The organism is Cyanobium sp. LEGE 06113, assembly GCF_015207615.1.
Genome location: NZ_JADEWM010000005.1, coordinates 111252 through 129789, shown reverse-complemented (window position 1 = coordinate 129789; position 18538 = coordinate 111252). Strand labels below are relative to the sequence as shown.

Below are 18538 nucleotides of genomic sequence, written 5' to 3'. Positions count from 1 at the left end.
CCTGGCCGCGGTTCTGGGGAAGCGTGACCGGCACCTCAAGCAGGAATGCGCAGAACCTGGGAGGCGAGCAGCGGGCCAGGCTGCGGACGAGGGAGTGCCGATAGCATTGCCGCATGGCAAGCGCCGTTGCCCAGCCCTTTCAGCCGCCGGCGATCCCGTGGCGGCAGAGGCGGACGCTGCAGCCGCTGGTGGATCTGGGGCCGGGCTTGGATCCGCACCTCTGCGGCCTGGCCCTGGCGCGGCTTTGCGCGGAAGCGGATGTGCAGGCCGTGCTGGCCTTCGGGTCGCGGGCACGGGGCCACGCCCATGCCGATTCCGACCTGGATCTGGCCGTGATCGTTCGCCAGCCCCAGCTCACACCGACCGAGAAGGCCTCCTGCTGGCACCGGTTCCGGGAGCGGATCGGCCTGCTGGGGGTGGGGGTGGACCTGGTGGTGGCCGGCAGCACCGACGCTGAGCGACTGAGCGGCTCCCGCTGGCATGTGTTCGGGGATATTGCCCGGGAGGGGAGGGTGCTGCATGTCGCCTGCTGAAGACGCGCGGCTGCTGCTGGCGATCGTGCGCCGGCATCTGCGCAGCCTGCGCTTCGGCCTGGATCCCGCCTACCCAGAAGAGGACTGGGGCTTCACGGCGCAGCAGGCCCTTGAGAAGCTCCTGAAGGCCTGGATCGTGCTGGCCGATCGCCAGCCGCCAAGAGCGCACGATCTGGCTGATCTGGCGGTGCTGGCTTTGCTGGAGGTGGAGCTGGGTCGTTGCGAGCAGGCAGTTGAGGGGTTGGGCTGAGCGTTGCCACAAACTTCACCCTCCTTGAATCGCGCCTGGAGCACCTCCGCTTCAACAGAGTTCGTGCCGTCGGCATCGACCAAGACCCCCGTCAATCCCGTCGTCAATTCTTGGCAGTGGCAAAGAAGAAGCGTCCGCGCATCAGCACGTTTCAAAAAGCCATTGGGCAGCAGATCCGGTATCTGGCGCGAAACCTGGCCAACATCGATGCTCTGATCGCCTGCGGTGCAGAAGTTCTACCGCCTGGTCATCTCCGTCACTTCGCCGCCAGACGAGCCACGTAGGCCTCCAGGGTGCCGGCATTGATCCAGCCCGTGGCGATCGTTTTGCTGTGGTCGTGGCTCACCCGGCCGCGGTGGATGTGGGAGAGCCCAGCGGGGAAGAGCAGCAGCTTGCCCGCCTCGGCCTGCTCGTGGTGGCCCTGCCAGTGGAACTCGGTGCCCCCCTCGGGCAGGCTGTTGCAGTAGAGGATCCAGGCCAGCACGCGGCGATTCGGCTCGGTGTCCTCGTCGCTGAGGGTCCAGTCGCAGTGCCAGGCGTGGAAGGCCTCGCCGGGGGCGTAGCGCTGCAGGTTGAAGATCGGGTTCACGAACAGGGCCTGCTCCGGGCAGCACTGGCGCAGCAGCGGCCGCTCCCTCAGGTATTGGTTGAGGCCGGCCGTCACCCCCCGCAGGATCACCTCGGCCAGGGCGAAGGCCTCCGGATCGCTGCGGTCGATCGCCACCAGGCTGATGTCGGTGGACACCTTGGCGGGCGCGGCCCCGGGCCCAGCCTCCGGCCCGAAGGCCACCCCCGGGCGTTGCAGGTCGCTGCGCCGCTCGAAGAAGGCCATCACCGCATCGGCCAGGGCGCTGTAGCCGGGGTTGGTGTAGGTGGCGATCAGGGTCATGGCGTGGCGGCGGGCGATGGCAGCTGCCAGGGAATGGCCACCGCGCCCTCCAGGCTGCTCCAGCGCCCGCGGTCGGCCACCAGCTGGGCCTCCAGGCCCGCAGCGGCCACGGCCGCCGCCGCCCGCTGCAGATCAACGGGGGCCCGCCGGGGGCCAGCGGCAGCACCAGCGCCGCCCCCTCGGCGGGATCGGCCACCACCTGCAGCTGAAGGAGCTCCAGCTCCCGCGTGAAGAACTGCTGCCGCAGGCGGCGGCTCAGGGCCGGATCAAGGCAGGCCCGAAAGGCCCGCAGCCCGGCCTCGTCGCCGCTGCAGCCGCAGTTGAGCGCCAGCCAGATCAGCAGTTTCACCCAGCTCTCAGTGCTCCAGAGCGGCGCAAAGCTGCTGCGGTGCTGGCGCACCAGCTCGCCGATGGCGAACGCGGCAAGCCGGTCCCGGGTCGCCTCAGGAGCGCTTTGGCGAGGGGGCTGGGCAGCGGGTTCGGGCATGGTCTCGGTCAGGACAACCGGGAACAAGGGCTGCGCCATCCTCGCCAGTGGGCAAACTGCAGAGGCAACGTCCCTGGAGACGCCCAATGGCCCTGGATCTGAACGACCCGGAGCTCGAGTTCGCCGATCTGGTCACCGCCTATCAAAGCTGGGTGATGGCCGTGATCAACGACGAGAAGCTGGGCGGTGACCCCCTGCTCACCGACGACATCGCCGATGACGCGATCAATGCGATGCGCTTCCTGCCCGACGTGGTGACCAGCGCCATCGAGACCACCCTGGCCCGCGTCTATGACGTGGATCCCGAGGAGCTCGATGGCCTGCTCTATCCCGACGACTGAGCCTGATCAGGCTGAGAAGCCATAGCTGCTGAGGTCTCTCGAAGCGGCGATCCGCCGCACCACGGCATCCGCCAGCCGGCCTGCCGTGGCGGCCGTGGGGTGAACGTCGTCGAGGAAGCGGGGCCTGGCCACGCTGTTCCACACCTGGAAACCATCGATCACCTCCACCCCGTCGTTGCGGCGGGGGGCGTTGTAGCGGCGCGCGAGCTGGCGGTTGACCCGCCGGGCCGTCTGGTCGACGAAGCGGCGCAGGCCCCGGCCCAGGGCGGGTTGCAACCCGGCGGCCACCCCTTTCACCGCGGGGGTCTGGCTCAGGGGCGCCAGCCCCAGAATCACCACCTCATCGATGGCGAAGCGCCCCGGCTGGGGTTGCCGCTGATCGTGTCCACGGCCCGGCGGGTGTTGGCCACGATCCGGCGGGCCTGCTGGCGGCTCAAGCGCCGGTCATCCCGGCGGCCCGCACTGCGCAGCGCCCGCAGCACCCGGCCGGGGCGGTCGACCAGGTCGAGCAGGTCGTTGCTGCCCGCCACGATCAGGGCATCGACATTGGCGCGGCGCGGCGCATTGGCCGCCACCACCCGAGCCTGGGAGCGGAGCCCGAGCGGGAAGCGGGCCAGGGCGGCCCGGCGGGAGCCCCTCAGGCCGGAGTTGGCGCCCGCATAGGCGAAGTTCCAGAGCTGGGTGCTGCTGTCGAAGCCACCGGCCAGGCGCTGCAGGGGCAGGCTGAGCAGGTTGACCCGGGTGGTGGAGCTCAGCCTGGCCCCGAGGCGGCGGGCAATCTGCTCAGCCAGCACCGGGCCATCGGAGGCCTTGCGGTTACCGCCACGGTTGTAGATGCGGTCCGCGAAGGGATCCTGCCCCACCAGCCTGGCCAGGGCGGTGGTGTTGCCCGTATCCACCAGGCTGTCCCCCAGAAGCACCAGAGAGGAGGTCATCGGCGGCGGCGGGGTTCTTGGCTGTGGACCCATGCTGCCGGCCAGGCGGGCAATCTGAGCACACTGGTGAAGCTCGCCCTGCCGTGCCCGTGCCGCCAACTGCTCCCTCGGCCGGTCAGCCCCCCGAGCTGCTCGATCAGGCCCACAGCACCGCCGCTGCAGAGCTGATCGACGCCCTCGGCAGCGACCCGGTGCGGGGGCTGAGGGGCGCGGAGGCGGCGCAACGGCTGCAGCGCTGGGGCCCGAACCAGCTCAGCCAGCGGCGCGGCAGGCCCGGCTGGCTGCGCTTCCTCGGCCAGTTCCACGATCCCCTGCTCTACACCCTGCTGGCGGTGGGGGCCGTGAAGCTGCTGCTGGGCGAGGTGAGCGAAGCCTGGGTGATCTGGAGCGTCACCGTGATCAACGCCGTGATCGGCGATGTGCAGGAAAATCGCGCCGAGACGGCCATCGCGGCCCTGGCCCGCTCGGTGCGCACCAGCGTCGAGGTGGTGCGCGGTGGGCAGCCCGCCCGGCTGGCCTCCGAACAGCTGGTGCCGGGGGATCTGGTGCAGCTGGAGGCCGGCAGCAAGGTGCCCGCCGACCTGCGGCTGTTGACGGTGCAGCAGCTGCAGGTGGATGAATCGGCGCTCACGGGTGAGTCGATGCCCGTGCGCAAGGCCACGACGCCGGTGGAGCCGCGGACACCCCTGGCGGAGCGCCACGGCATGGCCTACGCGGGCAGCCTGGTGACCGCCGGCCGGGCCAGCGGCCTGGTGGTGGCCACCGGCAACGCCACCGAGGTGGGCCACATCTCCCGTTCCCTGGCCGACCAGACCAGCCTCAGCACTCCCCTCACCCGCCAGTTCCGGGGCTTCACCCACACCCTGCTGCAGCTGGTGCTGGCCCTGGCGGGAGTCACCTTTCTGGTGGGGCTGGCCCGGGGCCGAGCCGCCGCCGAGATGTTCGATGGCGCCGTGGCCCTCGCCGTGGGCGCCATCCCGGAGGAACTGCCGGCGATCGTCACCATCACCCTGGCGATCGGCGTGAACCGCATGGCCCGCCGCAACGCCATCATCCGCAAGCTGCCGGCCGTCGAGGCCCTGGGCAGCACCACGGTGATCTGCTCGGACAAAACGGGCACCCTCACCCAGAACCGCATGACGGTGCAGCAGATCCATGCCGGCGGGGAGCGCTGGCCGCTTGATCAGTTGGCGGGAAGCGAGCACAACCTGGCCCTGCGCGACACCCTGCTGGCCGGGATGCTCTGCAACGACGCCCGGCCCAGCCAGCATGAGGGCCTGGTGGGGGATCCCACCGAGACAGCCCTGCTGCAGGCGGCCGCCGTGGCCGGTCTGGATCGGCAGGGCTGCCTGCAGCGCCAGCCTCGTCTGGACGTGATTCCCTTCGCCTCGGAACACCAGTTCATGGCCACCCTGCATGGCGATGGGCGCATCCTGGTGAAGGGCTCGCTGGAGGCGGTGCTGGCCCGCTGCGACAGGCAGCTCTCGGCCGCGGGCGAGCCCCAGCCCCTCGATGGCGCGGCCATCAGCGCCGCCGTGGCCGCCATGGCCGGCGCCGGGCAGAGGGTGCTGGCCTTCGCCTCCGGGCAGGCCGCCCTCCACCAGCGGCAGCTGCGCCCGCAGCAGTGCAGCAGCGGCCTGGTGTTCCTGGGTCTGCAGGGCATGCTCGACCCACCACGTCCGCAGGCGCGCGCCGCCGTGCAGGCCTGCCAGCAGGCCGGCATCACCGTGAAGATGATCACCGGCGACCACCGCGACACCGCCCGCTGGGTGGCCACTGAGCTGGGGCTGGGCCGGGGTGGCGCCGTGCGGGCCATCGAGGGCCGCGCCCTGGAGGACTGTCCCCCCGAACAGCTGGGCCGGCTGGCGCAGCAGAGCGATGTGTTCGCCCGGGTGGCGCCGGCCCAGAAGCTGGCCCTGGTGCAGGCGCTGCAGGCCGGCGGCGCCGTGGTGGCGATGACCGGCGATGGCGTCAACGACGCGCCGGCCCTCAAGCAGGCCGACATCGGCATCGCCATGGGCGAGGGCGGCACCGAAGTGGCCCGCGAAGCCGCCGACATGCTGCTCACCGACGACAACTTCGCCACGATCGAAGCGGCTGTGGAAGAGGGCCGGGCCGTGTACCTGAACCTGCGCAAGGCGCTCGCCTTCGTGCTGCCGGTGAATGGGGGTGCCTCGATGACCATCCTGCTGGGAGCGGTGCTCGGCCTGCAGCTGCCGGTCACAGCGCTGCAGGTGTTGTGGCTGAACATGGTGTGCTCGCTGAGCCTGTCGGTGCCCCTGGCCTTCGAGCCCCAGCCGCCGCACCTGATGAGCCAGCCACCGCGGCCGCCCGGCGAGCCCCTGCTCAGCGGCCGTCTGGTGCGCCGGGTGCTGCTGGTGTCCGCCTTCTACTGGCTGCTGATCTTCGGGGTGTTTCTGCAGGTGTCAGGGTCTGGGGCCAGCCTGGAGCTGGCGCGCACGATGGCGATTCAGGCCCTGGTGCTGGCCCAGGTGGTGTATCTGATCTGTCTGAGCCAGGCCAGCCGCGGCGGCTGGCGCCAGTGGCGGCGGGTGCCGGTGCTGGTGGGCGGCATCAGCCTGGCTCTGCTGCTGCAGCTGCTGTTCAGCCAGTGGAGCTGGATGAACCGCTTCTTTGCCACCGCGCCCCTCAGCGGCAGCCAATGGCTGCTGTGCGGCCTGGCGATGCTGGCCATGCTGCCGGTGGCCTGGATCGGGGAGCGGCTCGACCCCACAGCGGGCTTCAGCGGCTGATCACTCCTCGCCCCAGAGTTCGGAGGCGGGCACCCGCAGCAACAGCCCACCGTTGCCATCACTGGAGAGCACGCCGGACTGGCGGAACTGGGTGAGGGCCTTGGTCACGGTGACCCGGGTCATGCCGGCGATGTCGGCGAGCTGCTGGTGGGTCAGGGGGCGTTCGCCGAAGCAGAGCCGCACGCCTTTGGTGGTCATCGTGCCGAAACGGGTGCCGAACCAGTCGAGCAATTGCAGCAGGCGAGCCTCAGCGGGGCGTACGCGGCTGAGCAGCAGCAGCAGAGCCGCCTGCCGCAGTTGATCCTCCAGAAAGCTGCGCTCCATCGGCACGGTGGTGTCAGCTTCTTCCACCACCACCACGGGGGAGAGGGAGCGCAATTCGATCGAAGGCAGACCGATCAAGGCGGGCATCACCATCTCGCCCGGGCCCCACACGCCCAGGGTGAGGGGATCGCAGCCGGGAACCCAGCGGGCAAGCCAGACGTAGCCCTTTTCCACGCGCCAGCAGAGATTGGCGGGAAGCGTCTCGCCGGCCCGGAGGCTGAGGCGCAGACAACGGCTTGACATGGAGACGGACATGATGGCAAAGGAGAAAGATGGAGAGATAGAGCGGCAGCGCATTGGAGCTCAGCGATACAACGATGTGCCGCTGGGCTGTGATGACTCAACTGTGGTTAACCAGGGATCTTGATCAACCCAGGCAAACCGCATCGTGTATTTCAACCTGGTGCAGTCATAAAAAGAATGTTGTTCAAATTTGGGTCTGCAAACCTTAAAGCCTCTGTCAGGAAATGTGCCAACTGACACGCGCAGGATCCCCGATTGGATGCATAAGCCGGCGTAATCGGCAGTGGTTGACCGTGGCTTCAACCACAGCGATCCGTGCCTCAGCCACGCACAATCCCGCCCCCCTCAGCTGCCTCTCAGCGTCAGGGGTTGCACCAGGGGCAATGGCCTGGATCGGCCTGCTGCAGGCCGTCGCGCCGGGGCCGCAGCTCGGTGTGGGGGCAGGCGGCACAGCCCCAGCGCTCCTGGGCTGTCAGGGCCGTGGCCGTGCCGCAGCAGCTGCAGGGCAGGCCGGGCAGCGTCGCCTGCAGCCCCCAGCCAGGGGCCCCGCAGGCGGGGCAAGGCCGCCCCAGGCGGCGCACCAGCTGGAAACCCAGCCGCCGGATACTCGCCATCCGGGTGGGGTTGCAGTGGGCGCGCATGTCGGTTTCGAGCCACACGCGCCCCTCAGGGCTGGCCGCCGCGCAGCGGGCCACCGCAGCCTCCAGCTCCACCTGGCTGCGAATGGCCTTGAGGCAGGGGCCGGGATGGCCGTCTGCCGGGCGGGCGATCAGCGCATGGCTGGGGAAACGCACCTGGGCCAGCCAGGCCTGAACGCCCTCTGTTTCGAGCTCGCCGGGCTCCAGGCTGCGGCGGGCCAGGCTGGTGGCCAGATCGAGGCGCTGCTCCAGCACGCTGAGGCCCCGCTCCAGATCCACGAAGAGCAAGAGCTCCTGGCCCACCGAGAGCAGGGGCACGGCGGGATGGGGGCCGAAGCTGGCCTCGCTGGCCAGGCCGAGGCTGAGGCCGCTGGCCTCGAGACCGAGCAGGGCCTTGCGATGACAGGTGGCGCGGGCGTCGCCCAGCCGTTCCACCTCACCGCTGAAGGTGCCGAGCTGGTCGGTGTCACAGGGCGCCACCTCGAGGATGGCGCCGAGCCCATGCAGGAAGGGCCTGGCCAGTGCCCGCTCCTTGCCATGGCGTGTGGTGAGGCAGACCCTGCGTCCCGCATAGGGCGACGGGGAGCCCATGGTGCTCAGCCGGGCTGGGTGGCCGGTTCGGCCTGGGAGCTGATCACCACCCGCAGCAGGATCGGGGCCAGGAAGGTGGTGCCGATCACCATCAGCAGGATGGCGGCTTCCAGGGACGGGGTGAGGATGTTGGCTTGAGTGCCCAGCCCGAGGAAGATCAGGCCCACCTCGCCGCGGGGCATCATCCCCAGACCCACCACCAGGCGGTTGGTGGGTTCCTTGCTGGTGTAACACCAGCCCGCCGCCACCTTGCCGGCCACGGCCACCACCAGCAGGAACATGGCCACGATCAGCCCTTCGCGGTTGGCCGGATCGAAGGGGTTGAGCACCGAGAGGTCCATGCCGGTGCCGATCAGCACGAAGAACACCGTGGCGAAGAGGGCCACCAGAGGTTTCACCGCCGTGTCGATGTCATGGGTGTGCTTGGAGGCACTGAGGATCAGGCCGGCGGCAAAGGCTCCCAGGGCCGCCTCCAGACCGATCGCCTGGGCCGCGAAGCAGCACAGGGTGAGCACCACGAAGCTGGCCACCGCCACATCGCCGGGGGCCTTGAGGCGGTCCACCACCCAGTCGAAGCCCGGGGCGGCCGTGCGGCTGAGGAAGAGCGCCGCCGCCACGAACACCACAGCCGCCGCGCAGAGCTTGAGCAACGGACCCACGGTGAAGGCGCCACCGCCGGCCAGGGAGACCACCACGGCCAGGATGACGATGCCGAGGATGTCATCGAGCACGGCGGCGCCGATCACGATCTGACCTTCCTTGCGCTTCAGCCACTGCAGCTCACCGAACACGCTGGCCGTGATGCCGATCGAGGTGGCCGTCATCGCCGCGCCGGCGAACACCGCCGGGATCAGGGGCACATGGAAGAAGTAATAGAGGCCAACGGTGCCGAGGGCAAAGGGCAGCACCACCCCGGTGAACGCCACCGTGCTGGCCTGAAGCCCCACCGCCACCAGCTCGTCGAGCTCGCTCTCGAGGCCTGTGAGAAACAGCAGGGCGAACAGGCCGAGCTGCGACACAGCCTGAAGGCTGGGGAAGGTCTCCCGGTAGATGGAATCCACCGTTTCGGGAGAGACATCGGCCAGGGAGCCCACCAGGTTCAGCACCGCGCCACTGAGTTCCGCCTGGGCCTCGGGGGGCAGAATCAGATGCAGGCCGCTGGCGCCGATGAGCACGCCAGCCACGAGTTCGCCGAGGATGGTGGGGAGCTGGAGCCGCACCATCACCTCAGCGATGGCTCGAGCGGCCACAAAAATGACGAGAAAGCGACCGACCCCGATCAGGGTTTCAGCCACTTCCGCCTGGTGACTGCCGATTTCCATCAGCAGCGTGGGCAGGGGAATCATTCACGAGAGAACAGGAGCGTGTCTTTTTAATGGGAAAAGCCGCATCGCGGCTGAAATGCCGGCATCGGAATCTCGGGCTTCCCAGGCCGGTCTGATCAGCTGGGGTGATCAATGACACCGGCAGGGGCGTGCGGCAGGCGGCAGCGCAGGACCGGGTCGGTGGCCAGCAGGGGGTTCCAGGACAGGGCCGCCTGGGCAAAGACAGAGGCAGCAACCAGTCCGGTGGCAGCGACGAACGCCGCTGATTCACGCCTGGCGGAGGTGCTGTGGGGGCACGCTCCAGGACCAATGATCACCCCAGCTGATCATTGCAATTCCCAGCCGTGGCGGTGCCGCGGGGGCTGAACGGCGCCGGCGCCAGCATTTTCGCCAGTAATGTGCCGGCCACCACACCCCCCTGTAGCGATGGCCACTGATACGGCCCCTCCGGGGCGCTCACCCCTGCAGCTGCTGAACCACTTCAGCGCCAACAACATCAAGGGCGATCTGTTCGGGGGGGTCACCGCGGCGGTGATCGCCCTGCCGATGGCCCTGGCCTTCGGGGTGGCCTCCGGCGCCGGCGCCGCGGCCGGCCTCTGGGGGGCGGTGCTGGTGGGTCTGTTCGCCGCCCTGTTCGGCGGCACCCCCACCCTGATCTCCGAGCCCACCGGCCCGATGACCGTGGTGATGACCGCCGTCATCGCCAGCCTCACCGCCCAGGACCCGGAGAACGGCCTGGCCATGGCCTTCACCGTGGTGATGCTGGCCGGGGTGTTCCAGATCCTGTTCGGCCTGCTCAGGCTGGGCCGCTACGTGACCCAGATGCCCTACACGGTGATCTCGGGCTTCATGAGCGGCATCGGCCTGATCCTGATCATTCTCCAGATCGGCCCCTTCCTGGGCCAGGCCATCCCCAAGGGCGGTGTGCTCGGCACCCTCGGTGCCATCCCCTCCCTGCTGGCCGGGGCGCGCCCGGCGGAAGTCACCCTGGCTGTGGTGACCCTGGCGATCCTGTGGCTGACGCCGGCGCGGCTGAAAAAGGTGGCGCCGCCCCAGCTGATCGCCCTGATCGCCGGCACCGTGCTCTCGCTCACCCTGCTGAGCGGCGCCGATGGCTCGGCTGAAGTGGAGGGCATCCGCCGCATCGGCGCCATCGCCTCCGGCTTTCCCCGGCTGGTGATTCCCCATGTGGAACTGCCCCAGCTGCAGCTGATGCTGATTGATGCCGCCGTGCTGGGGATGCTGGGCTGCATCGACGCCCTGCTCACCGCCGTGGTGGCCGACAGCATCACCCGCACCGAGCACAACTCCAACAAGGAGCTGATCGGCCAGGGCCTCGGCAACCTCGTCTCCGGCCTGTTCGGCGGCATCGCCGGCGCCGGCGCCACCATGGGCACCGTGGTGAACATCCAGGCCGGCGGCCGCAGTGCCCTCTCGGGCCTCAGCCGTGCCCTGATCCTGATGCTGGTGATCCTGGCCGGCAGTGGCCTCGCCGCCCAGATCCCCCAGGCCGTGCTGGCCGGCATCGCCCTGAAGGTGGGCTTTGACATCGTCGACTGGAGCTTTCTCAAGCGCGCCCACCAGATCTCGCTCACCGGCGCGCTGATCATGTATCTGGTGATCGGCCTCACCGTGCTGGTGGACCTGATCGCGGCGGTGGGCATCGGCGTGTTCATCGCCAACATCCTCACCATCGACAAGATGAGCGCCCTGCAGAGCCGCTCGGTGAAGTCGATCTCCACCGGCGATGGCGACCTGCTGCTCAGCGGCGAGGAGAAGGCGCTGCTGGATCAGGGCAAGGGCCAGGTGCTGCTGTTCCAGCTCACCGGCGCCATGATCTTTGGTGTGGCCAAGGCGATCGGCCGCGAACACAACGCCATCGGCGAGTGCAAGGCCGTGGTGTTCGATCTCACCGAGGTGTCCCACCTGGGCGTCACCTCCGCCCTGGCGGTGGAGAACGCCGTGGAGGAGGCGATCGAGAAGGGCCGTGAGGTGTTCGTGGTGGGGGCCAGCGGCACCACCCGCCAGCGGCTCGAGAAGCTCGGCCTCTACGCCAAATTGCCGCCGCAGCACCATCAGCTCAGCCGGGAGGAGGCCCTGCGCAGGGCTGTGGAGGGCCTCGCCATCAGCCCTGGCGCCAGAGCCGCCGCGGTCACCGATCTCCATCCCGCGGGGGCCTGAGGGCCTGGAAGCCCACAGCGGTGATGGCCCTGGGCCGTGCTGGCCCAGCGCTGCAGTGGGCCGGGATTCGGTGGCTGGTCTTCGCAGTCGCCTGACGGCTGCGCCAGAGTGTTGTGTAACGAACCATCACGGCGATGCTCAAGCCGCTCTGGCTGGTGCGTCCCCGCCCCGACGGGGGTTGCGACTACGTCAGTTTCCAATTCGAGACCCTCGGTGGACCACCCCTCACCGGCTCTGTTGAGATGCGGGAAGGCAGCCATCTCCCACCCCAGATGCCCCTGCTCAAGCGGCGGCATCGGCTTGATCCCGATGAGGCCGAGCGCTGGAGGCTGCGACTGGAACAGGAAGGTGGCTTCCGTTTCAGTGAGCCCCTCTTCTAGGCCGGCCTCGATACGCTCTATGCAGGCTTAGTTGTCCGCCGGCGATGGTGATGCCCGACCCTTCCGATCCGCAACCCCCAGCGGCCGAGCCATTGGAGCCCTATCAACGCCTTGGCATCAGCCCCGACGCCAGCTTCGAGGAGGTGCAGGCGGCCAAGCAGGCCCGCCTCGACGAGGCCGGTGAGGACACCATGGCCCGCTCGCGCATTGAGGCGGCCTACGACACCCTGCTGATGGAGCGCCTCAAGCAGCGCCAGCAGGGTCGGGTGAGCACGGCGGCCCGAACGGCTTCGGCACGGGAGCAGATCGCTCCGCCTCCGCCTCGCCTGGCGATGCCTGCCCTGCCCCAGCTGCCCCTGCCCAAGGTGGCGGCGCCGACCCTGAGCATGCCCGGGCTGGAGCTGGCCGAGGGCGGTGTTCTGAACCTGGCCCTCGGCGGCTTCGGGGTGCTGCTGGCCCTGCTGTTGCTGGTGCCCTCGGCCTCACCGGAATTTCTGCTGGCCCTGGCCACCGCCCTCACGGTGGTGTGTCTGCAACGCCGCCGCCGCCGCTTCCTGGCGGCTGTGGGCTGGGGCTTCGGTCTGCTCACGCTGGGGCTGGTTTTGGGTGGCCTGGTGGCCGGCCTGGCCGGATCCGGCCTGCCCCTGGGGCTGCCGCTCTCCCTGCAACAGCTGCAGAGCTTGCCCGCCTTCGTGCTGCTGCTGTTGGCGGCGCTGTTTGTGGCCTGAGCCGCTCAGGCGAAGGCAGCCTCCTCCAGTTCGGCGATCAGGCCCTCGAGCTCCCGGCCGCTCACCTCATAGACCGAGCTGCAGAAGTGGCAGGTGAGCTCAGCCCGGCCATCCTCCTCGAGGATGCTGCTGAGTTCGTCGCGGCCCAGGAGCTTGAGGGCGCCAAGGCTGCGCTGGCGGCTGCAGGGGCAGTGGAAGTGCACAGGCTGAGCCTCAGCTTCCAGAGGCTGGGGGTCGAGGTCGGGAAAGATGGCCTCCAGCAGCGTCAGCAGGTTGCCCTGGCAGGCCTCCAGGCGGGCACTGAAGCCCTGCACCGCCCGGCACCGCTCCTCCAGCAGGGCCACCAGGGCGGGCTCCCGGGCCGCCTTGGGCAGCACCTGCACCAGCACCCCGCCGCTGCAGCGCAGGCCGCCGCTGTCCATCCGTTCACCCACGAACACCGCCGAGGGGGTCTGCTCGGAGTGGAGCAGGTAGGTGGCCACGTCATCGCCGATGCCACCGCTCACCAGTTCCACCGTGGAGCTGAACGGCTGGCCCCGGCCCCAGTCGCGCATCACGTGGAGATAGCCCGTTCCGGTGGCGCCGGCCAGATCGAGCTGGGGTGAGCCGTCGGCGCCGGTGATCGGGTCGAGCTCCAGGGCCGGATTGCCCACGTAACCGCGCACGGTGCCATCCCGGCCGGCATCCACCATCAGGCCCTTCAGCGCACTGTCTGAGGAGATGCGCAGGTTCACCCTGCCGTGGCGGATTTTCATCGAGCTGGCCAGCAGCAGAGCAGCTCCCATGGCCCGACCGAGCAGGGCCGTGGTGAGAAAGGAGAGCTGGTGGTGCTCGGCGGCGGCGCGGCTGGTGGCTGTGGTGGACACAGCCACCAGCCGGATGCCGCCGTCGGCAGCTGTGGCCCGCAGCAGCCTGTCGCTCAGGCAGGACTCGCTCATGCAGCCGGTGCTCATTCAGACCATCGTAAGGAGCTCGCTCGTCTGCAGATCGGTGAGGGTGCCCTGCTCCAGGCGCCAGGCCCTGCCTGCTGCGCGCTGGAACAGCTCCGGTTCGTGGGTCACCACCAGCACGGCCCGCTCCCGGGCCAGCCCCTCCAGGAGTGCCACGATCTCGCCCCGCACCGTCCAGTCCAGCCCGGCGGTGGGTTCATCCAGCAGCAGCACCTGGGGGTGGCGCAGCAGCTGCACCGCCAGGGCCAGGCGCCGCTGCTGGCCGCCGCTCAGTTGTTCGGGCCGTTGCTGGAGGCTGAGCCCAGCGAGGCCCACCCGCTGCAGCACCGCCTCCAGCCGCTCGGACTCCACGCGGCGCTGGCCCAGCCGCAGTTCCTGGCCCACCGTGAGCCCGAGAAAATGGCGCTCGGGAAACTGGAACACCAGGCCGCACAGCCAGCGGCGCTGGCGAGCCCGGAAGCGTTCTCCGTTCCAGTGGATCGTGCCCTGATCCGGGTCGGCCAGGCCGCTGATCAACTCCAGCAGGGTGGTTTTGCCGCCGCCGCTGCGGCCGGCCACCAGGCCGATCGCCCCGGGCTCCAGCACCAGACTCACCTCGCGCAGCACCGCCTGGGGTGCTGTGGCGGGCTGGTAGCCGAGGCCGCGCAGTTCAAGCATGGCTCCAGCATGCCTGCGGTGGGGGAGAGTGGCCACTGCTGTTGTGGCTGCGGCCCAGCCCGATCGGTGCCGATGGACGTTCAATTTCGTGAGCTCGACCCCTTCAACTGCTGGATCTGGATGCGCTTTGCCGATCCCCTCGGCAGCGGCGAGAAGGGCTATCTGGAAACCGTCTTCGACAGCTGGTTCTTTCTGGGCAAGCTGGGTGGCTTCAATGCCGAGTCGCTCCAGGTCCATGAGGAGGGGGCGGAACTGAGCTGGATGGCCTACGACCAGCAGGCCGCCGCCACGGCCCTGCCGGCCCTGATGCACAACATGGGCCCGATGGAGTATCAGGGAGTCTGGGCGCGCTGCTGGCTGGATCTGGGCACGAGTGATGCCTTCGCCCTCGACGTGCTGATCAACACGCTGCGCCAGCTCAACAACGACGTGGTGGAGGTGGAGCAGGTGCTGATCGGTGGCCTCAACGACGACTGGGCCATCGACGAGCAGCCCGAGACCATTGACCAGCTGCTGGATTCGATCCCCGATTCCTGAGCGCGCCATGGTCCGCGAGCTGCGCCGCCTGCTGGTGGAGCGCCCTCGCCTCGAGGGCGCCGAGGGGCGTCTGGCCCTTGAGGCTCAGGAGCTGCACTACCTGCGGCGGGTGCTGCGGCTGCGAGCGGGGCAGGTCTTCGGGCTGGTGGATGGCTGCGGCAGGCTCTGGTCTGCGGCTCTCGAGCCGGGCCCGGTGCGGCAGCAGGGCTGGGCCGTGCTGCAACAGAGCCTGGAGGCGCCTTTGCTGAGCGTTCCGGCCCCACAGCCCAGCCTGCAGCTGGCCGTGGCCCTGCCGCGCCGGGATCCGGAGGTGATGCTGCGCATGGCCTGTGAGCTGGGCATCGACAGCTTCCAGTGGCTGCAGGCCGAGCGCAGTGTGGCGGAGGCAGCGATCCGCCCGGAGCGCCAGCAGGCCGTGCTGCGCGAGGCCCTGGAGCAGTGCGAACGGCTGTGGCTGCCCCACTGCCTGCCGGCGCAACCGGCCCTGGCCTGGCTCTCGGCGGCAACGAGCGGGGTGCGGCTGCTGGCCACCAGCCGCCGGCCCACGGCCCTGCCGCTGGGCGAGGCCCTCGAGGCGCTCTGGCCTCGGGCGTCAGCCGCGCAGCCCAGTGGTGCCAATCAACCCAGGGGTGCCCCTCAACCAGTGAGGCTGGCCATCGGCCCGGAAGGGGGCTGGAGCCCCATGGAGGAAGCGGCAGCCCTGGAGCGCGGCTGGCAGGCGGTGCAGCTGGGCGAGGGGATCCTGCGCACCTCCACGGCCGCCGTGGCAGCGGCGAGCCTGCTGGCGGCCTGGCGGGGCGGGCTGGGGTTCAGTTGCGGAACATCTCCGACACCATCCCTTTGAACACGCCCAGATTGGCCCCGGGCCGCCGCCGACCCATCGGCAGGGCGTTGGCGGGGTTGAGGCAGTCCGGGGCGTAGGTGACCTGGGACGAGGGCGGCAGAGCCTCCTGGGCGGCCCGCAGTTCGGCGGCGATGGCCTCGGCCGTGGTGAGAGGACTCCCGGCCGGGGATGGGGGCGTTGCGGCCGGGGGCGCCGTGCTGGCGGCGGCCGCTGCAGCGACGGGCTCGGGAGCGGCGGTGACCTCAGCCGTGCTGGTGCCCTTGGAGCTGGCGGGGGGGGCCTCCGTGATCGCCACCTGCACCGGTTCAGCCTTGGTGTCGCCGGCGCCGGTGAGGTCGAGGAAGAAGGAGCCCTTGCGCTTGAACACCATCGCGACTGAGCCGGCAACATCTGTGGCCGATTATCCGTTGGGCCGGCGCCGCCATGGCCTGCTGCTTAGGGCAGTGCAACACATGCTCCCTGCCACACACTGGGGAGCCCCGCCGCGATCCCTCGGCGCCGCCCTGCGTTCGTGTTCGTTCCACCTCCCCAGCAGCCACTCCCCTGGATGGTCGCCCTGGCGGTCAATGCCGCCCTGATCAGCGCGGCCCAACGGCTGCCTGTGCTCACCCGCGCCGGCTGGATCCATGCCGGCGCCCTCGGCACCGTCCTGTGGGGCTGCCTCGGGCCCCTGGGCTGGCTGGCGGTGGTGGGCTATCTGGCCCTGGGCTCGGCCGTGACCCGGCTGGGCCTGCGCCACAAGCAGCGCGCCGGGCTGGCGGAGGCGCGCGGCGGCCGGCGTGGACCCGAGAACGTGTGGGGCTCGGCCGCTCCCGGCGCCGCCCTGGCCATGCTCACCGCCCTGGCGCCCATGAGCTGGCTGGCACCGTTGCTGGTGGCTTCGCCGCCAGCTTCGCCGCCAAGCTCGGTGACACCTGTGGCAGCGAGATCGGCAAGCGCTGGGGCCGCCACACCCTGCTGATCACCACCTTGAGGCCCGTACCTCCCGGCACCGAGGGGGCGATCAGCCTGGAGGGCACGGCGGCCAGCCTGCTGGGCAGCGTGGTGATGGCCGCCTGGATGCTCCTGCTGGGCCTGCTGGGCGGCTGGGCAGACGCCGGGCTGGTGGCGGCCGTGGGACTGCTGGCCACCCTGGTGGAAAGCCTGATCGGTGCCACCCTGCAGCCCCGCCTCGCCTGGCTCAGCAACGAGCTGGTGAATGGCCTTCAGACCACCCTGGCCGCGGTGCTGGCGATTGTGCTCTGGCTCTGGTGGGCCTCGCCCTGAAGCTGGGCCAGCAGCTCACCGCCCCGCTGCCGGCAGTGTTGGGGGGCCAGCCCCAGCTGCCTGGCCAGGTCGCTCCAGGTGAGGCCATCGATCCAGCGGCCTTCCAGGAGCTGCCGGTCCAGGGGCGCGAGGCGGGCCAGGTGTCGGCGCAGCCAGGCGAGCTGGGGATCGTGCTGGTCCGCCGCGTGGTCGCAGGCGGAGCTGGCGGGATCAGCGAGCAGGTCGAGCCGGCACAGTGGGGTGCCCTCGTCGCCATCGCTGCCCAGGGGCGCATCCAGGCTGCTCAGCTGCAGGGCCCGCCGCACCCGGGCGGCCTCCTCCAGCTGGGCCTGCGTGCAGCCCAGGGCGGTGGCCATTGCCGCCAGGTTCAGCGGCGGCAACCCGGCGCTGCGACGCTGCTCCAGCCAGCGATCGGCCCGCTGGTTCAGCTCCCGCAGCCGCCGGGGAGTCTGCAGGGGCTGCAGCCTGTCGCGGCGCTCCATCTGCATCGCGCCCCTGACGCAGGGCACCGCATAGGTGCTGAGGCTCACCGGGCGGCTGGTGTCAAAGCTGTCCACGGCCCGCACCAGCCCCTCGTAGCCCACGGAGCAGAGGTCGTCGAAGGGCTGGCCGGTGCGGCGGCTTTCGCGCTGGGCCACCATCCGCACCAGGGCCAGGTTGTTCACCACCAGGGCGTTGCGCCAGTGCAGCTGCACCGCCCTGGGCCCGGAGCGGCCCAGCCGCCGCAGCAGGGTGCGGTTGTGGCTGCTGTGGTCGGGAGAGGCGGCCCGCAGCCGGGTGGAAGCGGTGCGGAGAGGAGGGCGGCGCCGAGGGGCGGCAGTGTTGGCCTGCATGGCGGTGGAGCGGGGACGGGGATCCATCTCCACGCTCCGTGGCCTGGCGCCGGACTGGCTCGCCGCCGGGAGTGATTCGCTCTCACCCGAATGGGTGAGGCGCGGCTGCCGAGGTCAGTCCAGCCCAGCTGTTGAGGGCGGGCCACTCGCGCAGGCGACGAAACACCTCCGCATGGCCGCTGCCGTTGAGGTGAAGGCCGTCGGCGCACAGCCAGCGGGGCCAGCTCCTGTCGCAGAGCAGGGGGCGCAGCAGGGGCAGAAAGGGCACGTCGGCCTCGAGGCAGGCCAGCTCCAGCAGGGCCTCGTAGCGCCGCAGCTGCTCCTGGGAATACCACAGCACATCGGCGAAGGGCATCGCCTGCTCCACCACCGGGGTGAGGCCCACCACCAGCACGGGGGCCAGCTGGCCCGCCCGTTGCAGCAGCTGCTGCAGGCCATAGAGAAAGCCATCGGCATCGAGCTGGGGGCGCCCGTCCGGACGCCCCACCCGGGCCGTGTCGTTCACCCCCACCGACAGCAGGATCCCCTGGGGCCTCTGGCGGCGCAGCTCACCCCTGCAGCCCACCTCCCGCTCCAGCCGGGCCGCCACCCGCTCCAGCCCATCGCCCCGCACCCCCAGTGGGTACACCACAGGGGCCTGGGGCAGGGCCATCCAGTGCCGCCGCAGCCGCTCGCACCAGCCCCCCTGCTCGGGATCGCCCCAGCCGTACACGCCGCTGTCCCCGATCACGATCAGCTTGCGGGGAACCTGGAGACCCATGGCGAGACGGCCGGGAAGGGAACCGCTGCTGATCCTGCAGCACCCCGGTGCCGGCCGCTGCGGCCCACGGCCGGGGAGGATTGGCTCCCTGAC

The 18538-nt window shown here is 70.2% G+C and carries 20 protein-coding genes and 2 pseudogenes; 11 read left to right on the top strand and 11 right to left on the bottom strand.

Annotated features, from left to right (window positions below; all coding sequences use genetic code 11):
* Positions 1-113 precede the first annotated feature (113 nt).
* From IQ220_RS10095 to IQ220_RS10085, 3 genes and pseudogenes are all read left to right on the top strand, one after another.
* The gene (locus IQ220_RS10095) at positions 114-533 is read left to right on the top strand and encodes a nucleotidyltransferase family protein (RefSeq protein ID WP_193914739.1); all 420 of its coding nucleotides are present in this window, start codon (positions 114-116) and stop codon (positions 531-533) included.
* Positions 520-783, top strand: a complete 264-nt coding sequence (locus IQ220_RS10090) for a HEPN domain-containing protein (protein ID WP_193914737.1) — start codon at positions 520-522, stop codon at positions 781-783. The genes IQ220_RS10095 and IQ220_RS10090 overlap by 14 nt, the downstream gene beginning before the upstream one ends.
* A gap of 89 nt (positions 784-872) precedes the next feature.
* A pseudogene (locus IQ220_RS10085) lies at positions 873-1046 on the top strand (IS5/IS1182 family transposase); the annotation flags it as partial.
* Here IQ220_RS10085 and IQ220_RS10080 read toward each other — a convergent pair.
* On the bottom strand, positions 1040-1672 hold the full coding sequence (locus IQ220_RS10080) for a 2OG-Fe(II) oxygenase (RefSeq protein WP_193914736.1): 633 nt from the start codon (positions 1670-1672) through the stop codon (positions 1040-1042). The pseudogene IQ220_RS10085 and the gene IQ220_RS10080 sit on opposite strands and share 7 nt — an antisense overlap.
* 573 nt (positions 1673-2245) lie before the next feature.
* Between IQ220_RS10080 and IQ220_RS10070 the strand changes: the two genes are divergently transcribed.
* Positions 2246-2500: a hypothetical protein gene (locus IQ220_RS10070; protein WP_193814128.1), complete on the top strand. Its 255-nt coding sequence runs from the start codon at positions 2246-2248 to the stop codon at positions 2498-2500.
* A 6-nt stretch (positions 2501-2506) separates the two neighbouring features.
* On the opposite strand, the gene IQ220_RS10065 is transcribed toward IQ220_RS10070, so the two are convergent.
* Together IQ220_RS10065 and IQ220_RS10060 are read right to left on the bottom strand one after the other, a co-directional pair.
* Positions 2507-2839: a hypothetical protein gene (locus IQ220_RS10065; RefSeq protein WP_193914733.1), complete on the bottom strand. Its 333-nt coding sequence runs from the start codon at positions 2837-2839 to the stop codon at positions 2507-2509.
* Positions 2833-3435: an SGNH/GDSL hydrolase family protein gene (locus IQ220_RS10060; RefSeq protein ID WP_193914731.1), complete on the bottom strand. Its 603-nt coding sequence runs from the start codon at positions 3433-3435 to the stop codon at positions 2833-2835. Before IQ220_RS10060 ends, IQ220_RS10065 begins: the two co-directional genes overlap by 7 nt.
* An 89-nt stretch (positions 3436-3524) precedes the next feature.
* Between IQ220_RS10060 and IQ220_RS10055 the strand changes: the two genes are divergently transcribed.
* Positions 3525-6188 carry a cation-translocating P-type ATPase gene (locus IQ220_RS10055; protein ID WP_370566417.1) on the top strand — a complete coding sequence of 888 codons (2664 nt, stop codon included), beginning with the start codon at positions 3525-3527 and terminating at the stop codon, positions 6186-6188.
* Here the strand turns inward: IQ220_RS10055 and IQ220_RS10050 are convergent, their stop codons facing one another.
* The 3 genes from IQ220_RS10050 to IQ220_RS10040 form a co-directional block, all read right to left on the bottom strand.
* Complete coding sequence (locus tag IQ220_RS10050; RefSeq protein WP_186697603.1) at positions 6189-6767, bottom strand: Crp/Fnr family transcriptional regulator; 579 nt, start codon at positions 6765-6767, stop codon at positions 6189-6191.
* 350 nt (positions 6768-7117) lie between these two features.
* Entirely contained in the window at positions 7118-7984 is an 867-nt protein-coding gene (locus IQ220_RS10045; RefSeq protein WP_193914730.1) for a DUF6671 family protein, read from the bottom strand.
* Positions 7985-7989: 5 nt separating this feature from the next.
* Positions 7990-9330 carry a cation:proton antiporter gene (locus tag IQ220_RS10040; protein WP_186697607.1) on the bottom strand — a complete coding sequence of 447 codons (1341 nt, stop codon included), beginning with the start codon at positions 9328-9330 and terminating at the stop codon, positions 7990-7992.
* A gap of 405 nt (positions 9331-9735) precedes the next feature.
* Here IQ220_RS10040 and IQ220_RS10035 point away from each other — a divergent pair, with 405 nt between their 5' ends.
* The 3 genes from IQ220_RS10035 to IQ220_RS10025 all read left to right on the top strand — a co-directional run bounded on the left by IQ220_RS10035 (position 9736) and on the right by IQ220_RS10025 (position 12598).
* Complete coding sequence (locus tag IQ220_RS10035) at positions 9736-11490, top strand: SulP family inorganic anion transporter (protein ID WP_193914728.1); 1755 nt, start codon at positions 9736-9738, stop codon at positions 11488-11490.
* Positions 11491-11624: 134 nt separating this feature from the next.
* Positions 11625-11870, top strand: coding sequence for a hypothetical protein (locus tag IQ220_RS10030; protein WP_186699286.1), 246 nt, complete (start codon positions 11625-11627; stop codon positions 11868-11870).
* Positions 11871-11920: 50 nt separating this feature from the next.
* Complete coding sequence (locus IQ220_RS10025; RefSeq protein WP_225875811.1) at positions 11921-12598, top strand: CPP1-like family protein; 678 nt, start codon at positions 11921-11923, stop codon at positions 12596-12598.
* A gap of 5 nt (positions 12599-12603) precedes the next feature.
* Here IQ220_RS10025 and hslO read toward each other — a convergent pair whose 3' ends face one another.
* Positions 12604-13521 carry an Hsp33 family molecular chaperone HslO gene (gene hslO / locus IQ220_RS10020; protein WP_193914944.1) on the bottom strand — a complete coding sequence of 306 codons (918 nt, stop codon included), beginning with the start codon at positions 13519-13521 and terminating at the stop codon, positions 12604-12606.
* Between the two features lie 30 nt (positions 13522-13551).
* On the bottom strand, positions 13552-14205 hold the full coding sequence (locus IQ220_RS10015; protein ID WP_193914726.1) for an ABC transporter ATP-binding protein: 654 nt from the start codon (positions 14203-14205) through the stop codon (positions 13552-13554).
* A 72-nt stretch (positions 14206-14277) separates the two neighbouring features.
* Here IQ220_RS10015 and IQ220_RS10010 point away from each other — a divergent pair, with 72 nt between their 5' ends.
* Both IQ220_RS10010 and IQ220_RS10005 read left to right on the top strand, forming a co-directional pair.
* A complete protein-coding gene (locus tag IQ220_RS10010; RefSeq protein WP_186699292.1) occupies positions 14278-14742 on the top strand; it encodes a DUF3531 family protein in 465 nt (154 codons plus the stop codon).
* 7 nt (positions 14743-14749) lie between these two features.
* Complete coding sequence (locus tag IQ220_RS10005) at positions 14750-15586, top strand: 16S rRNA (uracil(1498)-N(3))-methyltransferase (RefSeq protein ID WP_193914724.1); 837 nt, start codon at positions 14750-14752, stop codon at positions 15584-15586.
* On the opposite strand, the gene IQ220_RS10000 is transcribed toward IQ220_RS10005, so the two are convergent.
* Entirely contained in the window at positions 15552-15956 is a 405-nt protein-coding gene (locus tag IQ220_RS10000; protein WP_193914722.1) for a hypothetical protein, read from the bottom strand. The genes IQ220_RS10005 and IQ220_RS10000 overlap by 35 nt on opposite strands.
* Before the next feature lie 177 nt (positions 15957-16133).
* Between IQ220_RS10000 and IQ220_RS09995 the strand changes: the two are divergent.
* A pseudogene (locus IQ220_RS09995) lies at positions 16134-16852 on the top strand (TIGR00297 family protein).
* On the opposite strand, the gene IQ220_RS09990 reads toward IQ220_RS09995, so the two are convergent.
* Both IQ220_RS09990 and IQ220_RS09985 read right to left on the bottom strand, forming a co-directional pair.
* Positions 16792-17712 (bottom strand): sigma-70 family RNA polymerase sigma factor, encoded by a 921-nt coding sequence (locus tag IQ220_RS09990; protein WP_193914720.1) that lies wholly within the window; start codon positions 17710-17712, stop codon positions 16792-16794. The pseudogene IQ220_RS09995 and the gene IQ220_RS09990 overlap by 61 nt on opposite strands.
* 55 nt (positions 17713-17767) lie before the next feature.
* Positions 17768-18445, bottom strand: a complete 678-nt coding sequence (locus tag IQ220_RS09985) for a GDSL-type esterase/lipase family protein (protein WP_193914718.1) — start codon at positions 18443-18445, stop codon at positions 17768-17770.
* Positions 18446-18538 lie beyond the last annotated feature (93 nt).